General features: G+C 55.0%; 18 protein-coding genes. 16 read left to right on the top strand and 2 right to left on the bottom strand.

The window, feature by feature from the left end:
- Positions 1–4 precede the first annotated feature (4 nt).
- From G4V39_RS02585 to G4V39_RS02605, 5 genes are all read left to right on the top strand, one after another.
- Positions 5–808, top strand: a complete 804-nt coding sequence (locus G4V39_RS02585; RefSeq protein WP_166031454.1) for a 4Fe-4S binding protein — start codon at positions 5–7, stop codon at positions 806–808.
- A gap of 26 nt (positions 809–834) precedes the next feature.
- The gene (locus G4V39_RS02590) at positions 835–1,503 is read left to right on the top strand and encodes a nitrite/sulfite reductase domain-containing protein (protein WP_166031455.1); all 669 of its coding nucleotides are present in this window, start codon (positions 835–837) and stop codon (positions 1,501–1,503) included.
- 14 nt (positions 1,504–1,517) lie between these two features.
- Positions 1,518–1,706, top strand: a complete 189-nt coding sequence (locus G4V39_RS02595; protein ID WP_166031456.1) for a ferredoxin — start codon at positions 1,518–1,520, stop codon at positions 1,704–1,706.
- A 26-nt stretch (positions 1,707–1,732) separates the two neighbouring features.
- Positions 1,733–2,971 carry a multiheme c-type cytochrome gene (locus G4V39_RS02600; protein ID WP_166031457.1) on the top strand — a complete coding sequence of 413 codons (1,239 nt, stop codon included), beginning with the start codon at positions 1,733–1,735 and terminating at the stop codon, positions 2,969–2,971.
- Between the two features lie 64 nt (positions 2,972–3,035).
- Positions 3,036–3,662 carry an FmdB family zinc ribbon protein gene (locus G4V39_RS02605; RefSeq protein WP_166031458.1) on the top strand — a complete coding sequence of 209 codons (627 nt, stop codon included), beginning with the start codon at positions 3,036–3,038 and terminating at the stop codon, positions 3,660–3,662.
- On the opposite strand, the gene G4V39_RS02610 is transcribed toward G4V39_RS02605, so the two are convergent.
- A complete protein-coding gene (locus tag G4V39_RS02610) occupies positions 3,659–4,366 on the bottom strand; it encodes a lysophospholipid acyltransferase family protein (protein WP_166031459.1) in 708 nt (235 codons plus the stop codon). The two genes, G4V39_RS02605 and G4V39_RS02610, sit on opposite strands and share 4 nt — an antisense overlap.
- An 85-nt stretch (positions 4,367–4,451) precedes the next feature.
- Between G4V39_RS02610 and holB the strand changes: the two genes are divergently transcribed.
- From holB to G4V39_RS02660, 10 genes are read left to right on the top strand one after another with little or no spacing between them, the layout of a single operon-like run.
- Positions 4,452–5,351 carry a DNA polymerase III subunit delta' gene (gene holB / locus G4V39_RS02615; protein WP_166031460.1) on the top strand — a complete coding sequence of 300 codons (900 nt, stop codon included), beginning with the start codon at positions 4,452–4,454 and terminating at the stop codon, positions 5,349–5,351.
- A gap of 23 nt (positions 5,352–5,374) precedes the next feature.
- Positions 5,375–6,286 carry a PSP1 domain-containing protein gene (locus tag G4V39_RS02620; RefSeq protein WP_166031461.1) on the top strand — a complete coding sequence of 304 codons (912 nt, stop codon included), beginning with the start codon at positions 5,375–5,377 and terminating at the stop codon, positions 6,284–6,286.
- Positions 6,286–8,187: a methionine--tRNA ligase gene (gene metG / locus G4V39_RS02625; protein WP_166031462.1), complete on the top strand. Its 1,902-nt coding sequence runs from the start codon at positions 6,286–6,288 to the stop codon at positions 8,185–8,187. Before G4V39_RS02620 ends, metG begins: the two co-directional genes overlap by 1 nt.
- Positions 8,184–8,843 (top strand): site-2 protease family protein, encoded by a 660-nt coding sequence (locus G4V39_RS02630; protein WP_210412165.1) that lies wholly within the window; start codon positions 8,184–8,186, stop codon positions 8,841–8,843. Before metG ends, G4V39_RS02630 begins: the two co-directional genes overlap by 4 nt.
- Positions 8,844–8,861: 18 nt before the next feature.
- Positions 8,862–9,857, top strand: a complete 996-nt coding sequence (gene trpS, locus G4V39_RS02635) for a tryptophan--tRNA ligase (RefSeq protein ID WP_166031463.1) — start codon at positions 8,862–8,864, stop codon at positions 9,855–9,857.
- 13 nt (positions 9,858–9,870) lie between these two features.
- The gene (locus tag G4V39_RS02640; protein WP_166031464.1) at positions 9,871–10,578 is read left to right on the top strand and encodes a segregation and condensation protein A; all 708 of its coding nucleotides are present in this window, start codon (positions 9,871–9,873) and stop codon (positions 10,576–10,578) included.
- Positions 10,575–11,132 carry an SAM-dependent methyltransferase gene (locus G4V39_RS02645; RefSeq protein ID WP_166031465.1) on the top strand — a complete coding sequence of 186 codons (558 nt, stop codon included), beginning with the start codon at positions 10,575–10,577 and terminating at the stop codon, positions 11,130–11,132. Before G4V39_RS02640 ends, G4V39_RS02645 begins: the two co-directional genes overlap by 4 nt.
- Positions 11,114–11,632: an NUDIX hydrolase gene (locus tag G4V39_RS02650; RefSeq protein WP_166031466.1), complete on the top strand. Its 519-nt coding sequence runs from the start codon at positions 11,114–11,116 to the stop codon at positions 11,630–11,632. Before G4V39_RS02645 ends, G4V39_RS02650 begins: the two co-directional genes overlap by 19 nt.
- Complete coding sequence (locus tag G4V39_RS02655) at positions 11,633–14,272, top strand: cation-translocating P-type ATPase (RefSeq protein WP_166031467.1); 2,640 nt, start codon at positions 11,633–11,635, stop codon at positions 14,270–14,272.
- On the top strand, positions 14,269–15,219 hold the full coding sequence (locus tag G4V39_RS02660; RefSeq protein ID WP_166031468.1) for a calcium/sodium antiporter: 951 nt from the start codon (positions 14,269–14,271) through the stop codon (positions 15,217–15,219). Before G4V39_RS02655 ends, G4V39_RS02660 begins: the two co-directional genes overlap by 4 nt.
- Here G4V39_RS02660 and G4V39_RS02665 read toward each other — a convergent pair.
- The gene (locus G4V39_RS02665; RefSeq protein WP_166031469.1) at positions 15,186–15,422 is read right to left on the bottom strand and encodes a PGPGW domain-containing protein; all 237 of its coding nucleotides are present in this window, start codon (positions 15,420–15,422) and stop codon (positions 15,186–15,188) included. The two genes, G4V39_RS02660 and G4V39_RS02665, sit on opposite strands and share 34 nt — an antisense overlap.
- A 115-nt stretch (positions 15,423–15,537) precedes the next feature.
- Here G4V39_RS02665 and secD point away from each other — a divergent pair, with 115 nt between their 5' ends.
- Positions 15,538–18,117 (top strand): protein translocase subunit SecD, encoded by a 2,580-nt coding sequence (secD, locus tag G4V39_RS02670; protein WP_166031470.1) that lies wholly within the window; start codon positions 15,538–15,540, stop codon positions 18,115–18,117.
- The last annotated feature ends 105 nt before the right edge of the window (positions 18,118–18,222 follow it).

The following is an 18,222-nucleotide window of genomic DNA, read 5'->3' on the forward strand; positions in this document are numbered from 1 at the left end:
AAAAATGCGCTGGGAACCAGAGGCCGAGACCCTCATCAAACGGGTACCCTTCTTTGTTCGAGGACGGGTGCGCAAACAGGTGGAGGAGTTTGTCCGGGCCAAAGGTAAAAGTACCATCTCGGAGGCTGATGTCCTCGAGGCCAAGAGGGTCTTAAGGGACAAGGCGGCCCAGGTACGAGAGGGGTTTGCCGTGGAGGCCTGTTTTGGGGCCAGCGGTTGTCCCAATGCCGTAACCAATTCTGGCGAGCTTATCAAAAAGATGGAATCCCTCCTTAAAGAGGCCGATCTGACCAGTTTCCTTCAGGAAAAGGTGGGCGGCCCGCTTAAGCACCACCATCAATTTCGGGTGGGTATATCCGAGTGCCCCAATGCCTGCTCCCAGGTCCACATTCGGGATTTTGCCCTTATCGGTCAGGCCAACGTCGGGGTAACCACTGAACCTTGTCTGGCCTGTGGAGAGTGCCTAAAGGTTTGTGAAGAAGAGGCCATCAAGCTGGCCGATGGGCCGATAATCGACTCCGAGCGCTGTCTGGCCTGTGGGGCGTGCTCTCGGGTTTGCCCCTCAGGGACGTTGGAAGTCGTTTCCACGGGCTACAGGATACTTCTGGGAGGGAAACTGGGGCGCCATCCCCGGCTGGCGACAGAATATCTCCCTCTGGCCGACGAAAAAAGGGCCCTTGAGGTCCTTGAGGCCACCGTTTCCCTCTACAAAAAGCTGAACCAGCGGGGTGAACGCCTGGGAACCATTATTCAGAAGATCGGCTGGGAGCGATTCAAAAGGCTTCTGGCTACCGAACTTAAAGACTAGCAAAGCCCTAAGAGAGGAGGCTTTATATGGCGGAGGTTAAGATCCCTGGAGCCATACCCCAGAAAGACGGAAGCTATGCGGTCTCTGTAGAATTTCCACAGCTTACTATGGCCAAGGAGGTGCTTTTGGTCCTGGCCGAACTGGCTGGTGAGGGGCTGGTGGTCCACCCCACCACGGCCCAGAAGGTCATGGTCTTGGGAATTGAGCCGGAGAAGGTCTCCCAGGTGATTGAGCGTCTGGAGTCCGCCGGGGCCCAATTGCGGAAAGCAGCCACCTCCTTTCAACCCCGAACCTGCGTCGGGGCCCCTTTTTGCAAGCTAGCCCTTAAGGAAACTTTCCCCTTGGCCCAACGAATCTACGAGAGTTTTAAGGGGCACCCGGTACCACATAAATTCAAGGTGGCTGTAAGCGGTTGCCCGGCCTGCTGCTCCTGGGCCAACAACATAGATCTGGGTTTTGTGGCCGTAAGGAATGGCTACAAGGTCTATCTCGGCGGCAAAGGGGGCTACAAACCCCGGCCAGGCCTCCTTTTGGGCCTGGTGGAAGGAGAAGACGAGGCCCTTGGGGTAATGGACGCGGTCCTTAAATTTTTCAACGAACACGGACGTCCCAAGAGGCGGTTCGCCTGGGTGGTGGAAAAGATGGGACTTGAACCTTTAATGGCCACCCTCAAGGAGACAGTCCGTGAGGGCTGAGAAAGGGGGATTCTATGGCCCGATTGGTGGTTGATCGAGAGCTTTGCATAGGTTGCGGCACCTGCGTGGAGCTGTGCCCGGAGGTCTTTGAGCTGGACGAAGAGGAAAAGTCGCAGGTCAAAGATGAAGAGGCCTGCTCCCGTTGTGACTGCCAGGAGGCCATAGACACCTGCCCGGTGGAGGCCATCTCCTGGCAAGAGTAGCTCTAAAAAACTTTAGGAGGGGGGAAATGGGAAGAGTCAAACTAAGCGGTCTTTTGGTCTTTATCTTTTTCCTGACCTCAGGCTCGCCGATCTGGGCCAAGCCATCTTCGTGTGAGGACTGTCATCTCAAGGTAACCCCGGGAATTGTCAAAGACTTTCACCGGAGCAAGATGTCTGAGACCCTCACCTGCGCCTCCTGCCATGGTCGAGAACACCAAAGCGCCAACGACGTAGATAAGGCCAAGCTACCCTCTATCGAAACCTGCCAGCGCTGCCATCCCAAGCAGGCCAAACAGTATATGAGCGGCAAGCATTTCTTGGGTTGGATCGCCCTGAAGGCCATGCCTACCACTCACCTGCAGCCGGAAGCCTTTATTAAGGGGCGCAAGGGCTGTGGCGGTTGCCACTCTCTGGGAGCCACGGCCGAGGCCAAACGCCAACCTGATTACCCCAAATATGCTATGGACTGTCAGAACTGCCACACCAGGCATGCCTTCTCCAAGGCCGAGGCTCAAGAACCTGAGGCCTGTATGACCTGCCATATGGGCTTTGACCATCCCCAGTGGGAAATGTGGTCTTCGTCCAAACACGGGGTGATCTACCGCCTTGATCGACTCATGGGTCGGGCCATTGATGAACGCCGGGGCCCCCGCTGTCAGACTTGCCACATGCCCGATGGAGATCATAGAGTGATGACCGCCTGGGGCTTTTTGGGCCTGAGACTCCCCGAAAAGGACAAGGAGTGGCTCTCCTGGCGCCTGACTATCCTTAAGGCCTTCCGGGTTCTCGATCCCCAGGGAAAGCCCACAGACAGGCTCGAGGTTATCAAGGCGGGCAAGGTAGCCCGACTTACTGAAGAGGAGTGGCAGGCTGAAAGGGAAAAGATGGTCCGAACCTGTCAGAGATGCCATAACAGCGCCTTTGTCAAAGAACAACTTCACCAGGCAGATATGATGCTCCGCGAGGCAGATCGCCTCTTTGCCCAGGCCATTGAGATTGTGGCCTCCCTGAGAAAGGAGGGGATCATCAAGTCGGAGGACAACAATCCCTACCCGGATCTTCTCCGTTTTTACGAAACCCCCTACAAGATCGAACAGCTTCTTTACATGATGTTTATGGACTACCGGATGAAGACCTTCCAGGGGGCCTTCCACATGAACCCCGACTACACCACCTGGTACGGATACGCCAAAATGAAAAAGACGCTGGTAGAGATTAAGGAATTGGCCCAAAAAATGCGCCACCAGGCCCAGGAAAAGATCTAAAACAAAAAGGGGCGACTTAAGGTCGCCCCTTAAATTTAGTATCAGATTGGAGTAAAATTAAAATATGCGCTGTCCCGGTCAGGATACCCGCTATTGGAAGGAAGATGCTATTTTTGAGGTCAAATGTCCCCACTGCGGTGGAGAGGTTGAGTTTTTTAAGGATGAGGCCTCTCGACGCTGTCCCGGATGTGGCAAACGTCTCCCTAATCCCCGCATGGACTTTGGCTGTGCTGCCTACTGTCCCTACGCCGAACAGTGTCTAGGTTCTATTTCCCCCGAGCTTCTCAAACAGCGCCAGGAGTTCCTTAAGGACCGCCTGGAGAAAAAGGTCGAGCCCCTTCTGCAAAAGCGTCCTGAGGCCGGCCAGAGGGCCGCTTTAAGGCGCCGTTATGCCGAACAGCTGGTTCCCGAGGAAGGTGGTCGGTTGGCCCTGGTAATCATCGCCTCCTATCTGGCCGAATTCCCCGACCAGATTCAAGATATCCTGGAAGACATAAGGGCCTCAGAAGACATGATCGCCGAGGTCAGAGAAATCCTGAACAGCCAAAATCCTACCGGCCTTGAGGCCCGGCTTTTCCACGACATTGATCTTCTGGTGCGCTGGGAGATCGAAGGCAAGGAGTCACCAGAAGAGGCCTTTCTTACTGAGGCCGGGCGCAAGGCTGCCCGAGCCAGGGCCTTAAGGACTTAGCTATTAAGGCCAGCGGCTATTTTCTGCCTGAGGTCTTCGGCCAGGCGTTCTTTATCCCTCAGGCTGTAGGCTCGAGTATCGATGGGGTCTCCGATAATTACCCGAATTTTCCCCGGACGGGGGAGGATCTTGCCTTTAGGGAGTACCTCATGGCTACCAACGATACTCAAAGGAACAAGGGGACGGCGACTCTTTATAGCCAGAACCATACCCCCGGGTTTAAAAGGTAATAGCCGACCATCAGGGCTCCTGGTCCCCTCGGGGAAAATAACCACACAGAGCCCCTCTTTTACCTTTTCTGCGGCGGCGGCAAGGCTTTTTAGACCCTCCCGGGGATTTTCGCGATCCACCGGGATGTTTCCCACAGCCCGCAGGCCATGACCAAAGATAGGAATATCAAACAGTTCCTTTTTGGCCAGCCAACGAATCTCAAAGGGAAGGCCGGCCTCCAGAGCAAAGATATCAAACTGGCTGGCATGATTAGCGGCAAAGACATAGGATCCGTGGGGATCAAGCTTCTCTAAGCCCACCACCTCCAGACGAACCCCAGCCACTTTAAGGAGAAGTTTAGCCCAAAGACGGGGGACTTTGTGGGCCAGACGACCACTACGGTCAAAGGGGCCGAGGAAAATAGCAACAGGCCCCATAATAAGAACCGAAAGAACCAGGAAAATAACAAAAATAACCCCTCTGATCTTAGCCATAAGGTGGCCCTAAAATAGCAAGCCTCAAAGAAAAGACAAGGTGAGGCGGGCTGACATCAGAGCCGGTTCCGGGTATAGGTAGGTCATGGAAGGATTCTCAGGGATAGTAGGGCACCAGCGGTCTCTTAAGACCCTCAAAAGGGCCCTGGTCTCCGGTCATCTTTCTCAGGCCTATCTCTTCTATGGTCCCCGAGGGGTGGGCAAGGCCACCTGTGCCTTGGCCTGGGGACAAATACTCCTTTGCAGGGAAGGGTCTGGTTGTGGCCGCTGTCCCTCATGTCTTAAGACTGGGCGTGGTTCCCATCCCGACTTCCTTCTTGTCAGTCCCCAAGGGAGCCAGATTTCCATTGCCAGCATTCGGGAGTTAAAGAAATGGCTCTCCTTCTCTCCCCTTGAAGGGCTGCGCCGGGTGGTCATCTTAGATGAGGCTGAGAAATTGGGGCGGGAGGCAGCTAATGCCCTGCTTAAAATCCTTGAAGAACCCCCGGAGGGAACCCATTTTGTCCTCGTGGCCCCGCGGGAGGAGGACCTATTGCCGACCATAGTTTCCCGCTGTCAGCGTCTCTATTTTGGCCCCCTGTCCCCTCAAGAAACAGAAAAAGTTCTGCTGCGCCGGGGCCTCTCCCCTGAAGAGGCCCGGTTCGCCGCAGGGCTGGCCCTGGGGAGCCCCGGGGAGGCTCTAAGGTTTATCGATGAGGGAGGATTGACCTCCATCAAAGAGACCTTCTCTTCTTTTATGAAATTGGGCCAGGGGTCACCCATGGCTGTCTTTAGGCTTGTCCAGAGGATCGGAACCGATCGGGATAAAATTATCACCTTCCTTAAGGCCTGGGCCCTACTTCTTCGGGAACATCAGCTTAAAGGCCCCACCCCCTTTGTGAGGGAGGCCCTGAGCCAGATAAACAAGGCCATCTTGGCCTTGGAGCGGGCCGCCAACCCTCGTCTTACCTTAGAGGCCCTGCTGTTGCGCCTTTCGAGGCTTTAATGGTCGTGGTATTTTGAGAAGCTATGGCCAGCAAAAAAAATCGAAGACGCCATCGTTCCAAAGAACGTCCCTTAAACCACCAAAAGACCGATGAGGCCCGGGAGCTCAAAGGACGAGAGGTTCCCACTGGCAATGGCCTCAGGGTAGCAGAAGTCCGGCTGCGGCCAGATCTGCCCACCACCCACTTTGACGCCAAGGATCTGCTTCTTTCCCCCGGAGATTGGGTTCTGGTAGAGGGCCCTCATGGGCCGGAGGTGGGGCAGGTAGTTCTAGAACCGGTATTCTATCCCGGACTCAAGGGAAGCCTACCCATGGTCCTGCGTCGGGCCTCGGTCAAAGAGATTAACCGTTATCATAAAATCCTGGCCCAGGAAGACCAGGCCTGGGATGTCTGCGAGACTAAGATCCAGGAACTGGGCCTGGAGATGAAGCTGGTCCGGGTAGAACGACTTTTTGACGGTAGCAAGATCATCTTCTATTACACTGCCGACGGCCGGGTGGACTTTCGCCAGCTAGTCAAAGAGCTGGTCCGGGAGCTCAGAAGCCGCATAGAGATGCGCCAGATTGGGGTTCGCCATGAGGCCAAGATGCTGGGTGGCCTTGGCACCTGTGGCCGCGAACTTTGTTGTGCCAGTTTTATTCGGGACTTTGACGCTGTCTCCATCCGGATGGCCAAAGAGCAGAGCCTCCCCTTGAATCCCAACAAGATATCTGGCATCTGTGGTCGCCTGCTCTGTTGTTTGGTTTATGAACATCAGGTTTACGTTGACCTTAAGAAGGAAATGCCCAAATTCGGCAAGAGATATTGCTGCCCCCACGGCGAAGGAAAGGTTATCCGCCACAACATATTTCGACGCACCGTCACCCTTGAACTTCAGGATGGCCGGGAGATCGATGTCCCCATTGAGCAAGTAAAGGCCAAGGAGGAGAGCTGATGTCCTATTACGTGACCACCCCCATCTACTATGTCAACGCCGAACCTCATCTTGGTCATGCCTACACCACGGTGGTAGCCGATGTAGTGGCCCGCTTCTTCCGTTTGGCTGGAGAGGAGGTCTTCTTCCAGACAGGGACCGACGAACACGGTGACAAAATCGTCCAGGCCGCCAAAGAGGCGGGGGTAAGCCCCCAGGAATATGTAGATCGGATGAGTCAGGCCTTCCGGGATCTCTGGCCCAAGCTTTTTATTGAGTACGACAACTTCATCCGCACCACTGAGGAAAGGCACAAGGTGGCCGTAAAGCGCTTCCTGGAAAAGGTCTATGAGGCCGGCGACATCTACTTTGGCGAATACGCAGGGCTTTACTGTTTCGGCTGCGAGCGTTTCCTCACCGAGAAAGAATTGGTCGATGGCCGCTGTCCGGATCACAAGGTGGAGCCCGTTCACCTTAAAGAGGCCAATTATTTCTTTCGCATGGGTCGTTATCAAGAGTGGCTCATTGACCACATCAAAAACAACCCAGAATTCATCACCCCTGAACGCTATCGCAATGAGGTTCTGGCCTTCCTTAAGGATCCCCTTGAGGATCTATGCATCTCTCGCCCCAAAAGCCGGCTCACCTGGGGTATAGAACTCCCCTTTGACGATGGATTTGTCACCTATGTGTGGTTTGACGCCCTTATTAACTATATCTCCGGGCTGGGTTGGCCTGAGGATCAGGATCGCTTTGAACGCTTTTGGCCCCAGGCCCACCACCTGATCGCCAAGGACATCCTCAAACCCCATGGCATCTACTGGCCAACCATGCTCCGGGCTGCCGGTCTCCCCCCTTACAAGGGGCTCCATGTCCATGGTTACTGGAATGTCCAGGACGCCAAGATGTCCAAGAGCCTGGGGAACGTCGTGCGCCCAGAAGGTCTTATCAGACGTTTTGGAGCCGATGCCTTAAGATACTTCCTCCTCCGGGAGATGGCCTTTGGTCTGGACGCCAACTTCTCCGAGGAGGCCCTGGTGAGGCGCTTTAACTCCGATCTGGCCAATGACTTTGGCAACCTTGTCCAGCGAAGCCTGACTATGGTCAACAAATACAACCAGGGGCTCATACCGGAGCCGGCCGTGGCCGAGGCCCCTGACCTTGCCCTCCGGGAGGCGGCCTTAAGCACCGTATCCCGATATGAAGAGGAAATGGTCGCCTATCGCTTTCACCGGGCCCTGACCGCGGTCTTTGAGCTCATTGGCCAGGCCAATAAATACATTGACCAGCAGGCCCCTTGGGTCCTGGCTAAGGATGCCAAACAGCGAGAACGCCTCCAGACGGTGCTCTACCACCTCCTGGAGACCTTAAGAATCGTGGCGATACTTCTCTCTCCGGTAATGCCTGTGGCCGCCGGCAGGCTTCTTTCCTATCTGGGGTTGACCACCGAAGAGGCCCTGAGTTTGGATAAGGCCCGGGTCTTCGGTCTTCTTAAACCCCAGAGGAAAACGTCCTGTGGCCCTCCCCTCTTTCCTCGCCGGGAGGATAAAAGCGCTGCCGAGGTTTCTACGACCGAAGAGGTGAAAAAAACAGAAAAGAAGACAGAGACGATCAAGATCGAAGACCTGGCCCGGATAGATCTCCGGGTAGCCGAAATCGTCGCTGCCGAACCAATCCCCGGGGCCGATAGACTCTTAAAGCTCACCGTTAAGGCCCCGGAGGAGAGAACCATTGTGGCCGGGGTGGCTAAGGTCTTTCGACCTGAGGAGCTAGTGGGGAAGAGGGTGGTCATCGTCGCCAACCTTAAACCAGTAAAGCTCAGGGGCGTCCTTTCCCAGGGGATGATGCTAATGGCCGAAGATGAAGACGGCCTCCACCTCGTAGAGGCCCCCCAGGCCCGTCCGGGAGCTCGTTTAAAGTGATTGCCCATCTCATTCAAAAAATAGCCCTTCTGACCATCCCCATTCTGGCCGCGGTGACTGTCCACGAGCTGGCCCATGGCTATGTGGCCTACCGCCTGGGGGATCCAACAGCCAAGGAGTCTGGGCGTCTGACCCTCAACCCCTTTAAGCACATCGATCCCTTAGGGGCCTTGGTCTTCTTCCTCACCCAGGCCATCGGCTGGGCCAGACCAGTGCCCGTTGATCCCCGCTACTTTCGCCACCCCCGTCAGGACATGGTCTGGGTTTCCCTGGCCGGCCCTATGGCCAATCTTCTTTTGGCCGCCACTTTGGCCCTGGCCCTCCGGGCCTGGCCTTTTATCTACCAGCCCCTTTCCTGGCTCTCCCCAGCCCTGGCTAGTGCGGTCTTAAAACCCCTACTCCTAATGGCCTATCTGGCTGTCCAGATAAATATCGGGCTGGCCATCTTCAATCTCCTTCCCGTGCCTCCTCTCGATGGCAGTAAGATCCTCTACGGACTTCTGCCTCCCGAACTGGCCCGCCGATATGCCTATCTGGAGCCGGTAGGGTTCGTTATCATTCTGGCCTTAGTCTTTACAGGAGTTATCGACAAAATTATATTGCCGCCAATTATTTGGCTAAGTGGCCTCTTTCTGGGAAACCTAGTCCAGATCTAACACAAGAGGAGCTCACTCATGGCCCGAAAAAAACGAGTTCTCTCCGGAATGAGACCCACCGGTCCCCTTCATCTGGGGCATCTTCATGGAGTCCTGGAGAACTGGAAAAGGCTCCAGGAAGAGTACGACTGCTTTTTCTTTGTGGCCGACTGGCACGCCCTGACCACAGACTACGCCCGCTCTCGCAGCATTTCGAGCAACACCCGACGTCTCCTTATAGACTGGCTTTCGGTGGGGATAGATCCCCAAAAGGCCACTATTTTTATCCAATCAGAGATAAAAGAGCACGCCGAGCTCTATCTCCTTTTTTCTATGATCACGCCGGTAGCCTGGCTGGAGAGAAACCCCACCTACAAAGACATGCTCCAGCAGTTAAGCGACCGGGAGCTTTCCACCTACGGTTTCCTGGGCTATCCGGTTCTCCAGGCCGCCGATATCCTCATGTACAAGGCCGATAAGGTCCCGGTAGGGATAGACCAGCTCCCCCACATTGAGCTTACCCGGGAGATTGCCCGACGCTTTAATTATCTTTACGAGAGCCAGGTTTTTCCCTTGCCTGAGGCCCTGCTCTCTGAGGCCCCCAAAGTCCCGGGAATCGACGGCCGGAAGATGAGCAAGTCCTTTGGAAATGCCATCTTTCTCAATGACTCCGCCGAGGAAGTCCGGAAAAAGATCTCCCAGATGGTCACCGATGTGGACCGCCCTCGCAAATCTGACCCTGGAGATCCCGAAAGGCGCTGTGTGGCCTTTAACCTCCACCGTCTTTATTTTTCTGCTGAGGAGCTGGCGGAAATCATCGCCGCCTGCAAGGAGGCCCGTTTGGGCTGTGTTCAGTGCAAAAGAGAGCTGGCCGAGCGGGTGATTAAGGCCCTTGAGCCCATCTGGGAACGAGCCCGCGAGCTGGAAAGCAAGCCCGGACTTCTGGAAGAAATCCTCAACGAGGGCCAAAGACGGGCCCGTGACTTTGCCATTCAGACCATGGTTGAGGTCCGGCAAACCATTTTCGGTAGCTGAAAGGGAGGGGGCCATGGGTGAACAGCTGGCCCTCTATCCGGTGAGGTTGCCAGAGTTTGAAGGCCCCCTGGACCTCTTGCTCCATCTTATCCGGGAGAATCGTCTAAATATTTATGACATTCCGATAGCAGAAATCACCCGCCAGTATCTGGAATATTTGGAATTGATGAAGACCTTAGACATAAAATTGGCTGGAGAGTTTTTGGTCATGGCCGCCACCCTCCTCCACATAAAGAGCCGGATGCTCCTTCCCCGACCGGCACCGGAAGAAGACGAGGAGGATCCACGGATGGAGATCGTCCGTCCCCTGCTGGAACTCATCCGTTTTCAAGAGGCGGCCCAGAGGCTCTACAGCCGTCCCCAGTGGCTAAGAGATGTCTTTCCCCGGGGAATGAGCTTTGAAGACGACAACTCAAAACCCCCCCCTGTTAAGGCCAGTCTCTTTGATCTTCTGGCTGCCTTAAGGGATCTGCTTAAGCGAAATGCCCCTCCGGAGGTTATGGAAGTCCGTCTGGCCAGGGTCTCTGTGCGGGACAAACTTGACCAGATCTGGAAAGAACTCATTTTAAAAGGGCGGCTGTTTTTTAAGGCCTTTGTCCAGGGAGCAGATAGGGTGGAGATCATAGCCACCTTTTTGGCCCTTTTGGAATTGGCCCGGCAGGGCCGGGTCTTTCTGGTTCAGAATAGGCCCCTGGGTGAGATAGAGGTGCTCAAAAGATGAAGATTCTTTGGTTTTTAGCCCCTCTGCTCACTATCTCGGCGGCCAAAATAGCCTACGCTGTCTCCACGGCCGCGGTGGCCGCAAAGACAGGAGGGGCCCTTTTCACTCGAACATCTGCCGCCAAGATACGGGCCATCCTGGAGGAGGTTCCCATGGCCCCGGAGACCAGGCTTTATGACCTTGGCTGCGGTGACGGACGCTTCCTGCTGGCGGCCTGGCGTCGCTATGGTGTTCGAGGAGTAGGTTATGAGATAAATCCTTATGCCTATCTTCTCTTCCAGATCAGGAAAATCATCTCCAGGGCCCCTGTTACCTGTCACCGTCAGGATTTCTGGAAGGCTCATCTTGGCCAAGCCGAGGTGATTTTTTGCTATCTGTTTCCGGACATTATGCCCAGGCTGGCTACCAAACTGGCCCGGGAGCTTCCCGAGGGAGCCAGGATCATCAGCTGTAACTTTCCTCTCCCCGGCTGGCCCCCCGAGAAGGTAATTCGGATCGAAGATCCTATATTTTTCTACCAAAAGAGGAGGTTTTTATGCGAACAGACCGGGTAAGTGCCACCGAGCTGCTGGAGGTCTGTGATGAGGAAGACAGGGTCATGGCCCTTCTGTCTCGAGACGAAATCCACCGTCAGAGGCTGATGCATCGGGCCGTACACATCTTCCTCTTCGATCCCAAAGGGCGGATATATCTCCAGAAGCGGGCCCAGGACAAAGACGAACATCCCGGTCTCTGGGATTCCTCGGCTGCCGGTCATGTAGAACCCGGCGAACCCTACATGGTGGCCGCCAAAAGAGAGCTCCTGGAGGAGCTTGGTCTTAACTGTAGCCTGGATCTGGTCTTGAAACTGCCAGCTTGTGAGGAGACGGGCTGGGAACATGTCTGCCTTTATCGCGGGGAGACCAGGAAACCCCCTCGACCTAATCCTCGGGAGTTAGAAGACGGTCGTTTCTTCACTGTAGAAGAGGTGCGAACCCTTTTGGAAAAAGAACCGGAGAACTTTACCCCCTGCTTTCGCCTTCTCTGGTCACTTTATGAGGAGAATACCAAATAGATGGAACCTCGCCCCTGGCACAGTCTGACCCCAGAGGAGGTAGCCCTCTATCTCGAGACGGATTTAAGCCGGGGCCTTGAGGCCAGGGCAGCTCAAGAGAGATTGACTCGCTTTGGCCCCAACCGCCTCCCTACCGGCCCCCGACGGGGAATTCTGGCCAGAATTCTTGACCAGTTTCGAGACCTTCTTATCTATGTTCTCCTAGCCACGGCGGGGGTCAGCCTGGCCCTAGGAGAGTTTGTTGATGCCGCTGTTATCTTGGCCGTGGTGGTCATTAATGCCATCATCGGCTTTGTTCAAGAAAGTCAGGCTGAAGCCGCCCTTGAGGCCTTAAAGGAGATGCTCTCTCCCAAGGCCACCGTCTTGCGAGGTGGAGAAACAGAAATCATCCCTGCCGAGGAGCTTGTCCCTGGGGATCTAATTGTTCTTACTGCCGGGGCCAAGGTTCCAGCCGATGCCAGGGTTATCTGGAGCAAGGGGCTCCTGACCAACGAGGCCGCCCTCACCGGGGAGTCTCTGCCGGTGGAAAAGATATCTGACCCTCTGCCGGAGGATACCCCCTTGGCTGACAGACGAAATATGATCTACTCCGGCACCCTGGCCCTCTCTGGAGAGGGCCGGGCCATTGTCGTGGCCACCGGAGCGGCTACAGAGTTCGGCAAGATTGCCCAAATGATGGCCGGGGTGGAACCGCCCAAGACCCCTCTTACCCGAAAGCTGGAAATATTCAGCCGCAAGGTAACCTTTGTTATTCTCGTCTTTGCCGTCTTCACCTTCCTTCTGGGTTACTTGCGACGTCTCCCGTTTGAGGAGTCATTTATGGCGGCGGTGGCCCTGGCCGTTTCGGCCATTCCCGAAGGGCTTCCGGTGATTATGACCGTGGCCTTGGCCATCGGTGTAAAGAGGATGGCCCGTCGGGGGGCCATCATTCGGTATCTGCCCTCGGTGGAGACCTTGGGGAGCACCACGGTCATCTGCACTGACAAAACGGGCACCCTCACCCGCAACGAAATGACCGTAACCAGAATAATTCTGGCTGACGGCCGAAAGCTGGAGGTTGAGGGGGTAGGTTATGCTCCCCAGGGACGAATCTTAATGGATGGACAGCCAATATCCGTTCGCCAGGATCAGGCCCTTTATCGACTCCTTTTAGCGGGCTATCTCTGCAATCAGGCCAGTCTGATAGAGAAAGACGGCCGCTGGCTGGTAGATGGCGATCCCACTGAGGGGGCTTTAATCGTGGTCGCCAGAAAGGCCGGTCTTAGCGAAGAGGAGCGAAGGCACTATCCCCGGATAGACCTCCTGCCCTTTGACTCCGATCGCCAGTTTATGGTTAGTCTTCACGAAACTAAAGACGGACACCTGGCCTTCCTCAAAGGAGCTCCAGAAAAGGTCCTCCAGCTCTGCGGCCAGGAGGCCGTGGCCTTCTTTCCCCAGGTGGAGGAGCTTGCCCGATCCGGGCTGCGGGTTCTGGCTGTGGCCGAGAAAGACCTCACTCCTCCCCTTACGGATGAGGCCGTCTATAGCGGAGGCTGGCGTCTTCTGGGGCTGATTGGGATGATGGACCCTCCACGACCAGAGGCCATGGAGGCCATCTCCCTTTGTCATCGCGCCGGGATAAGGGTCAAGATGGCCACCGGCGATCATCCCCTGACGGCCCAGGCCATTGGTCAGCTTCTGGGTTTAAAAGGCGAGGCCATAGAGGGTCAGAGGCTCGAGAAGCTTGAAGAGCAGAAGTTCTCCCAGGTAGCCGCAAAGACCGAAATCTTTGCCCGGGTCACCCCGGCCATCAAACTTCGGCTCGTCCGGGCCCTTAAGGGGCAGGGAGAGATTGTGGCCATGACCGGAGACGGGGTCAATGATGCCCCGGCCCTTAAGGCAGCCGATATCGGAATTGCCATGGGAAGCGGCACCGATGTGGCCAAAGAGGCCTCAGACATGGTTATTACTGACGACAATTTCGCCAGCATAGTGGCCGCGGTAGAAGAAGGACGAACAGTCTTTGACAACTTGCGCAAAACTATTCTTTTTATCTTTCCCACCAATGGGGGGGAGTGTCTCATCCTTCTAGGGGCCATAGCCTTGGCTACCACCCTTCCGGTCTTGCCGCTTCATATTCTCTGGATAAATCTGGTAACTACTGTGGCCCTGGCGGTAGCTTTGGCCTTTGAGCCCCGGGAAGATGGAGTCATGGACCGTCCTCCCCGCCCTCCAAAGGCTCCTCTTCTGGAGGGATACCTCATCAGCCGGATGGCCCTGGTATCCTTTCTGATGGCCGCTCTGGCCTGGGGAGGCTTTGAGTGGTGGTTTAAGAGATCGGGTCAGGTGACTGAGGCTCGGGCCCTGGCCGTCAATGTTATTGTCTTTCTAGAGGCCTTCTATCTTCTTAATTGCCGAAGGCTCCTGGCCCCGGTGCTCTCCGTGGGAGATCTTTGGCAGAATCGGGCCGTAATTTTAGGGCTTCTGGCTATTGTCCTCCTACAGGCAACCTTTACCTATGTTCCCTTCTTTAACAGGGTATTTTCCGTTGAGCCTTTTGCCCCCTGGGTATGGCTGGTAATCATGGGGGCTGGTCTCGTATTCTTCCTCCTTATAGAGCTAGAGAAGACCATAAGTCGTCATCTGAGGAGGAGTAGGTGAAGGAATTCCTCTTTCTTGTTGGAGGCTTTGCCCTACTCCTTTCTGGCGGGCATTTTCTGGTAGAGGGGGCTGCCGCCCTAGCCAAAAGGCTCCGCGTCTCTGACAGGGCCATCGGACTAACGGTAGTGGCCTTCGGAACGTCGGCCCCGGAGCTTTTAGTAAATATTATTGCCGCTATTAAGAAGAGCCCGGATTTGGCTATCGGAAACATCCTGGGCTCCAACATCGCCAACATCCTTCTTATATTAGGAGCCTCATCCCTGGTATACCCCCTGACCATTCATTTGGGCACGGTCTGGAAGGAAATCCCTTTCAGCCTCCTGGCGGTTATTGTCCTTTTTTTTATGGCCAACGATGGTCTTTTGGATGGCCTTCCTTCGATGATCTCTCGCTCCGATGGACTGGTGCTCCTGTCATTCTTTGCCATCTTTCTCTTCTACGCCTTTGGCCTCGATCGGCGGGAGGAGATAGACTATCAGGTGAAACCCCTTCCCTGGGGGTTGGCTCTCCTTATGACCACGGGGGGCATTATCGGTCTGGGGCTGGGGGGAAACATGGTTGTTGATGGGGCCAGGGGGCTGGTGATCCTCCTGGGAGTCTCTCAGGCCTTTATTGGGCTAACTATTGTCGCCCTGGGGACCTCTTTGCCCGAGCTGGTGACCTCGGTGGTAGCGGCCTTCAAAAAGAAGACCGAAATCGCCGTGGGGAATGTGGTGGGCTCCAATATCTTTAACATCTTCTGGATTCTGGGGATTACCGCCAGTGTTTCGCCCATACCCTTCCGGGCCAGCCTAAATCTGGACATCGGCATGGTCATATTGGCCACCCTGGCCCTCTTTGTCGGTCTCTTTCTGGGACGAACCCACGAGCTCGACCGCAAGAAGGGTTTTCTCTTCCTCTGTATGTACTTTACTTACTTGGCCATTTTGGCCTTGCGGGAGAGGTAAGGTTCCAGACGTCTGATAAGGGGCCGGAGCCGGGCCTTTAGCCAGTCCAGGAGCCTTTTGGCCCAGGGAAGCTCACTGGAGAGGATCCCCAGGGCCAGGGGAATGACCACCGTTGCCGGACCAGGCAGGACTATCATCGCCACTCCTATCAGGAGGAGAATCAAACCGAAGGCAATTTTGACCAGGCGCTTAATCTGACGCATAAAAAGACCTTAATGGAGATTGGTTCTTTTATCTAGTTGCTTTTCCCTTGAAAATGGCCCCCTGCTGGAGTAGGAAAAGACGACTTTGAAAGAACTTTCTTCCGGGAGTGGTCATATGCCAAAGGCCTTGCGTTGGAAGTTTGCCTTGCTTGTCCTCCTCACCCTGGCGTCTGTAGCCATTGTCCTGCCGTCATTCTACCCCGATCTTCCCGGCTGGTGGAAAAAATATCTTTATAGCCAAGGGCTCAAACTGGGACTTGACCTTCAAGGCGGTATGCATCTGGTCCTCAAGGTAGATATCGATCAGGCGGTCAAAAACGCCACCGAGGCTGCGGCTCGAGATCTGAAAGATGTCCTGGCCCGGAAGGGCATCACCGTGGTTCGTCTGGAATCAGAGCCCGGTAAGATAGTCTTCTCCCTACCCAATAAAAAGGCCCTGGCCCGGCTCAAAGAGATCCTCAAGGAGGATTTTCCTGATCTTCAAATAGTCCGCATTGATGAGACCAAGGCCTTTCCCCAGGTGGTTTTGAAGCTCTCTGAGGAGAGAGAAAAATTTATCCGCGAAAACTCCGTAGCCCAGTCCCTGGAGATAATCCGCAATCGCATCGACCAGTTCGGAGTAGCCGAACCGGTCATCGTTCGTCAGGGAGAGGACATGATCGTTGTCCAGCTCCCTGGAGTCAAGGATCCGGAGCGGGCCCTTAAGCTTATCGGTCAAACAGCCCAGTTGGAGTTCAAGCTGGTAGATGATGAAGCTGGGGTTGATGTGGCCCGCCTCATCCGCCAGGCAATAGAAGAGGGGCGCCTCAAGCCCGATGCCTCCCGAAAGGAGGTCAACCGGGCCTTAAGGGGCTACATTCCCGCTGATGACGAGGTCTATTTCTTGGTGGAGAGGGATCCCCGCACCGGACGGACCACCAAGACCCCTATCCTTCTTAAAAAGAAGACCCTTATGACTGGCGACATGGTCAAAACGGCCCATGTCCGCATTGGTGGCCCCTACAATGAACCCTATGTGGCCCTTGAGCTTACTGACCGGGGAGCCCGGGTCTTTGAACGCATTACCGAAGAGAATGTGGGCAAGCGTCTGGCCATTGTTCTGGATGATGTCGTTCGCTCGGCTCCGGTCATCAGAGAGAAGATAACTGGAGGACACGCTCAGATAACCGGTTCCTTCACCCATGAGGAGGCCTCGGACTTGGCTATTGTCCTTCGGGCCGGAGCCCTGCCAGCCCCGGTCAAGGTAATTGAGAATATCACCGTTGGTCCGAGTCTGGGGGCCGACTCCATTCGCAAAGGGCTTACTTCCGGCTTAATCGGGGCGGCCCTAGTCATTGTCTTCATGGTCATCTATTACCGCTTCTCGGGCCTGGTAGCCGATGTGGCCCTCTTTTTAAACATCATCTTCCTTTTGGCCGTCCTTTCTCTTTTCCGGGCCACCCTTACCCTACCCGGTATTGCCGGAATCATCCTGACCATGGGCATGGGGGTGGACTCCAACGTCCTTATCTTTGAACGCATGCGTGAGGAAATGGCCCTGGGCAAACCTCCTCGAGCAGCCATCTATGGTGGCTACGACAAGGCCTTTTGGACCATTGTTGACGCCCACGTAACCACCCTCATTACCGCCCTGGCCCTTTTTCTCTTTGGCACTGGCCCCATCAAGGGCTTTGCCGTTACTCTCTCGGCCGGCATTGTCATCAATCTTTTTACGGCCATCTTCGGCACCAGACTGGTCTATGATTGGCTCATCAGCCGGGGCCGGACTCCAAATATCAACTTCCTGCAAATTGTCAAAAATCCCAAAATAGACTTTATGGGTTTCCGTAAGCTGGCTTTTGGTCTCTCCGGGCTCCTGGTCGCCTTGGGGATTCTGGCCTTTGTTCAAATCAGTCTGGGAAGGGCCAATTTAGGGGTGGACTTTGCCGGGGGCACTATGGCCTACTATCGATCAGAGAAGGCCTTTGATCTGGAAGCGGTTCGAAAGGCCTTAGATAAGGCCGGCATATCCGGTTATCAGCTCCAGCAGGTCAAGGGAGAGAATCTTCTTATCATAAAGGTCAAACGTCAGGAGGAGACCGTAGGCGATCTTGAAGCCCAGATAAGGGAGGTCCTGAACCAAAACTTCCCCGACCATCACTTTCGTCTGGAGAGCAAAAGCGAGATTGGCTCGGCTATCAGCCAGGAACTCAAACGCAAGGCCATCATTGCCATTTCCATATCCCTGGTGGGCATCATTCTTTATCTGGCCTTTCGCTTCGATGTCAGCTTTGGGGTGGCCGCTGCTGCCGCTACCTTTCACGATGTTTTGACCGTCTTGGGCATTCTTTACCTTCTTAACCGAGAGATATCCCTTCTCATTGTCACCGCTCTTTTGACCCTGGCCGGTTACTCTCTCACCGACACAGTGGTTGTCTTTGACCGAATTAGAGAAAATATCCGCCAACATCGAGGACGGCTCAGCTTTAAGCAAATCATCAACAAAAGCGTAAATGAGATGCTGGCCCGGACCATCATCACCTCTCTGACCACACTCCTGGTCTTGATTTCTCTCTTTGTCTTCGGAGGTATTGTCCTTAAGGACTTTGCCTTAACCCTTATCCTCGGGGTCATTGTGGGGACCTACTCCTCGGTCTTTGTGGCCAGCCCCATTGTCTATCTGTGGCGCCGAGGCGAGACTCCCAAACTTGGTTAAAGGCTCCCAGGCTCAAGGAACAATCAGCTATCAACCAGAATTTGGCTTATCACCTTCAGGGATAACTTTCCTAAATGTTGTTACCCCTCTTTTAAGGGAATCTTT

This window comes from Thermosulfuriphilus ammonigenes (genome assembly GCF_011207455.1).
Classification (GTDB): domain Bacteria; phylum Desulfobacterota; class Thermodesulfobacteria; order Thermodesulfobacteriales; family ST65; genus Thermosulfuriphilus; species Thermosulfuriphilus ammonigenes.

Excerpts from the sequence above, each read along its gene's own strand:
- secD (WP_166031470.1), top strand. The coding sequence starts at position 15,538 with ATGCCAAAGGCCTTGCGTTGGAAGTTTGCCTTGCTTGTCCTCCTCACC.
- G4V39_RS02610 (WP_166031459.1), bottom strand. The coding sequence starts at position 4,366 with ATGGCTAAGATCAGAGGGGTTATTTTTGTTATTTTCCTGGTTCTTTCG.
- G4V39_RS02595 (WP_166031456.1), top strand. The coding sequence starts at position 1,518 with ATGGCCCGATTGGTGGTTGATCGAGAGCTTTGCATAGGTTGCGGCACC.
- G4V39_RS02600 (WP_166031457.1), top strand. The coding sequence starts at position 1,733 with ATGGGAAGAGTCAAACTAAGCGGTCTTTTGGTCTTTATCTTTTTCCTG.
- G4V39_RS02590 (WP_166031455.1), top strand. The coding sequence starts at position 835 with ATGGCGGAGGTTAAGATCCCTGGAGCCATACCCCAGAAAGACGGAAGC.
- G4V39_RS02665 (WP_166031469.1), bottom strand. The coding sequence starts at position 15,422 with ATGCGTCAGATTAAGCGCCTGGTCAAAATTGCCTTCGGTTTGATTCTC.
- G4V39_RS02585 (WP_166031454.1), top strand. The coding sequence starts at position 5 with ATGCGCTGGGAACCAGAGGCCGAGACCCTCATCAAACGGGTACCCTTC.
- metG (WP_166031462.1), top strand. The coding sequence starts at position 6,286 with ATGTCCTATTACGTGACCACCCCCATCTACTATGTCAACGCCGAACCT.
- G4V39_RS02645 (WP_166031465.1), top strand. The coding sequence starts at position 10,575 with ATGAAGATTCTTTGGTTTTTAGCCCCTCTGCTCACTATCTCGGCGGCC.
- G4V39_RS02605 (WP_166031458.1), top strand. The coding sequence starts at position 3,036 with ATGCGCTGTCCCGGTCAGGATACCCGCTATTGGAAGGAAGATGCTATT.
- G4V39_RS02640 (WP_166031464.1), top strand. The coding sequence starts at position 9,871 with ATGGGTGAACAGCTGGCCCTCTATCCGGTGAGGTTGCCAGAGTTTGAA.
- holB (WP_166031460.1), top strand. The coding sequence starts at position 4,452 with ATGGAAGGATTCTCAGGGATAGTAGGGCACCAGCGGTCTCTTAAGACC.
- trpS (WP_166031463.1), top strand. The coding sequence starts at position 8,862 with ATGGCCCGAAAAAAACGAGTTCTCTCCGGAATGAGACCCACCGGTCCC.
- G4V39_RS02650 (WP_166031466.1), top strand. The coding sequence starts at position 11,114 with ATGCGAACAGACCGGGTAAGTGCCACCGAGCTGCTGGAGGTCTGTGAT.
- G4V39_RS02655 (WP_166031467.1), top strand. The coding sequence starts at position 11,633 with ATGGAACCTCGCCCCTGGCACAGTCTGACCCCAGAGGAGGTAGCCCTC.
- G4V39_RS02620 (WP_166031461.1), top strand. The coding sequence starts at position 5,375 with ATGGCCAGCAAAAAAAATCGAAGACGCCATCGTTCCAAAGAACGTCCC.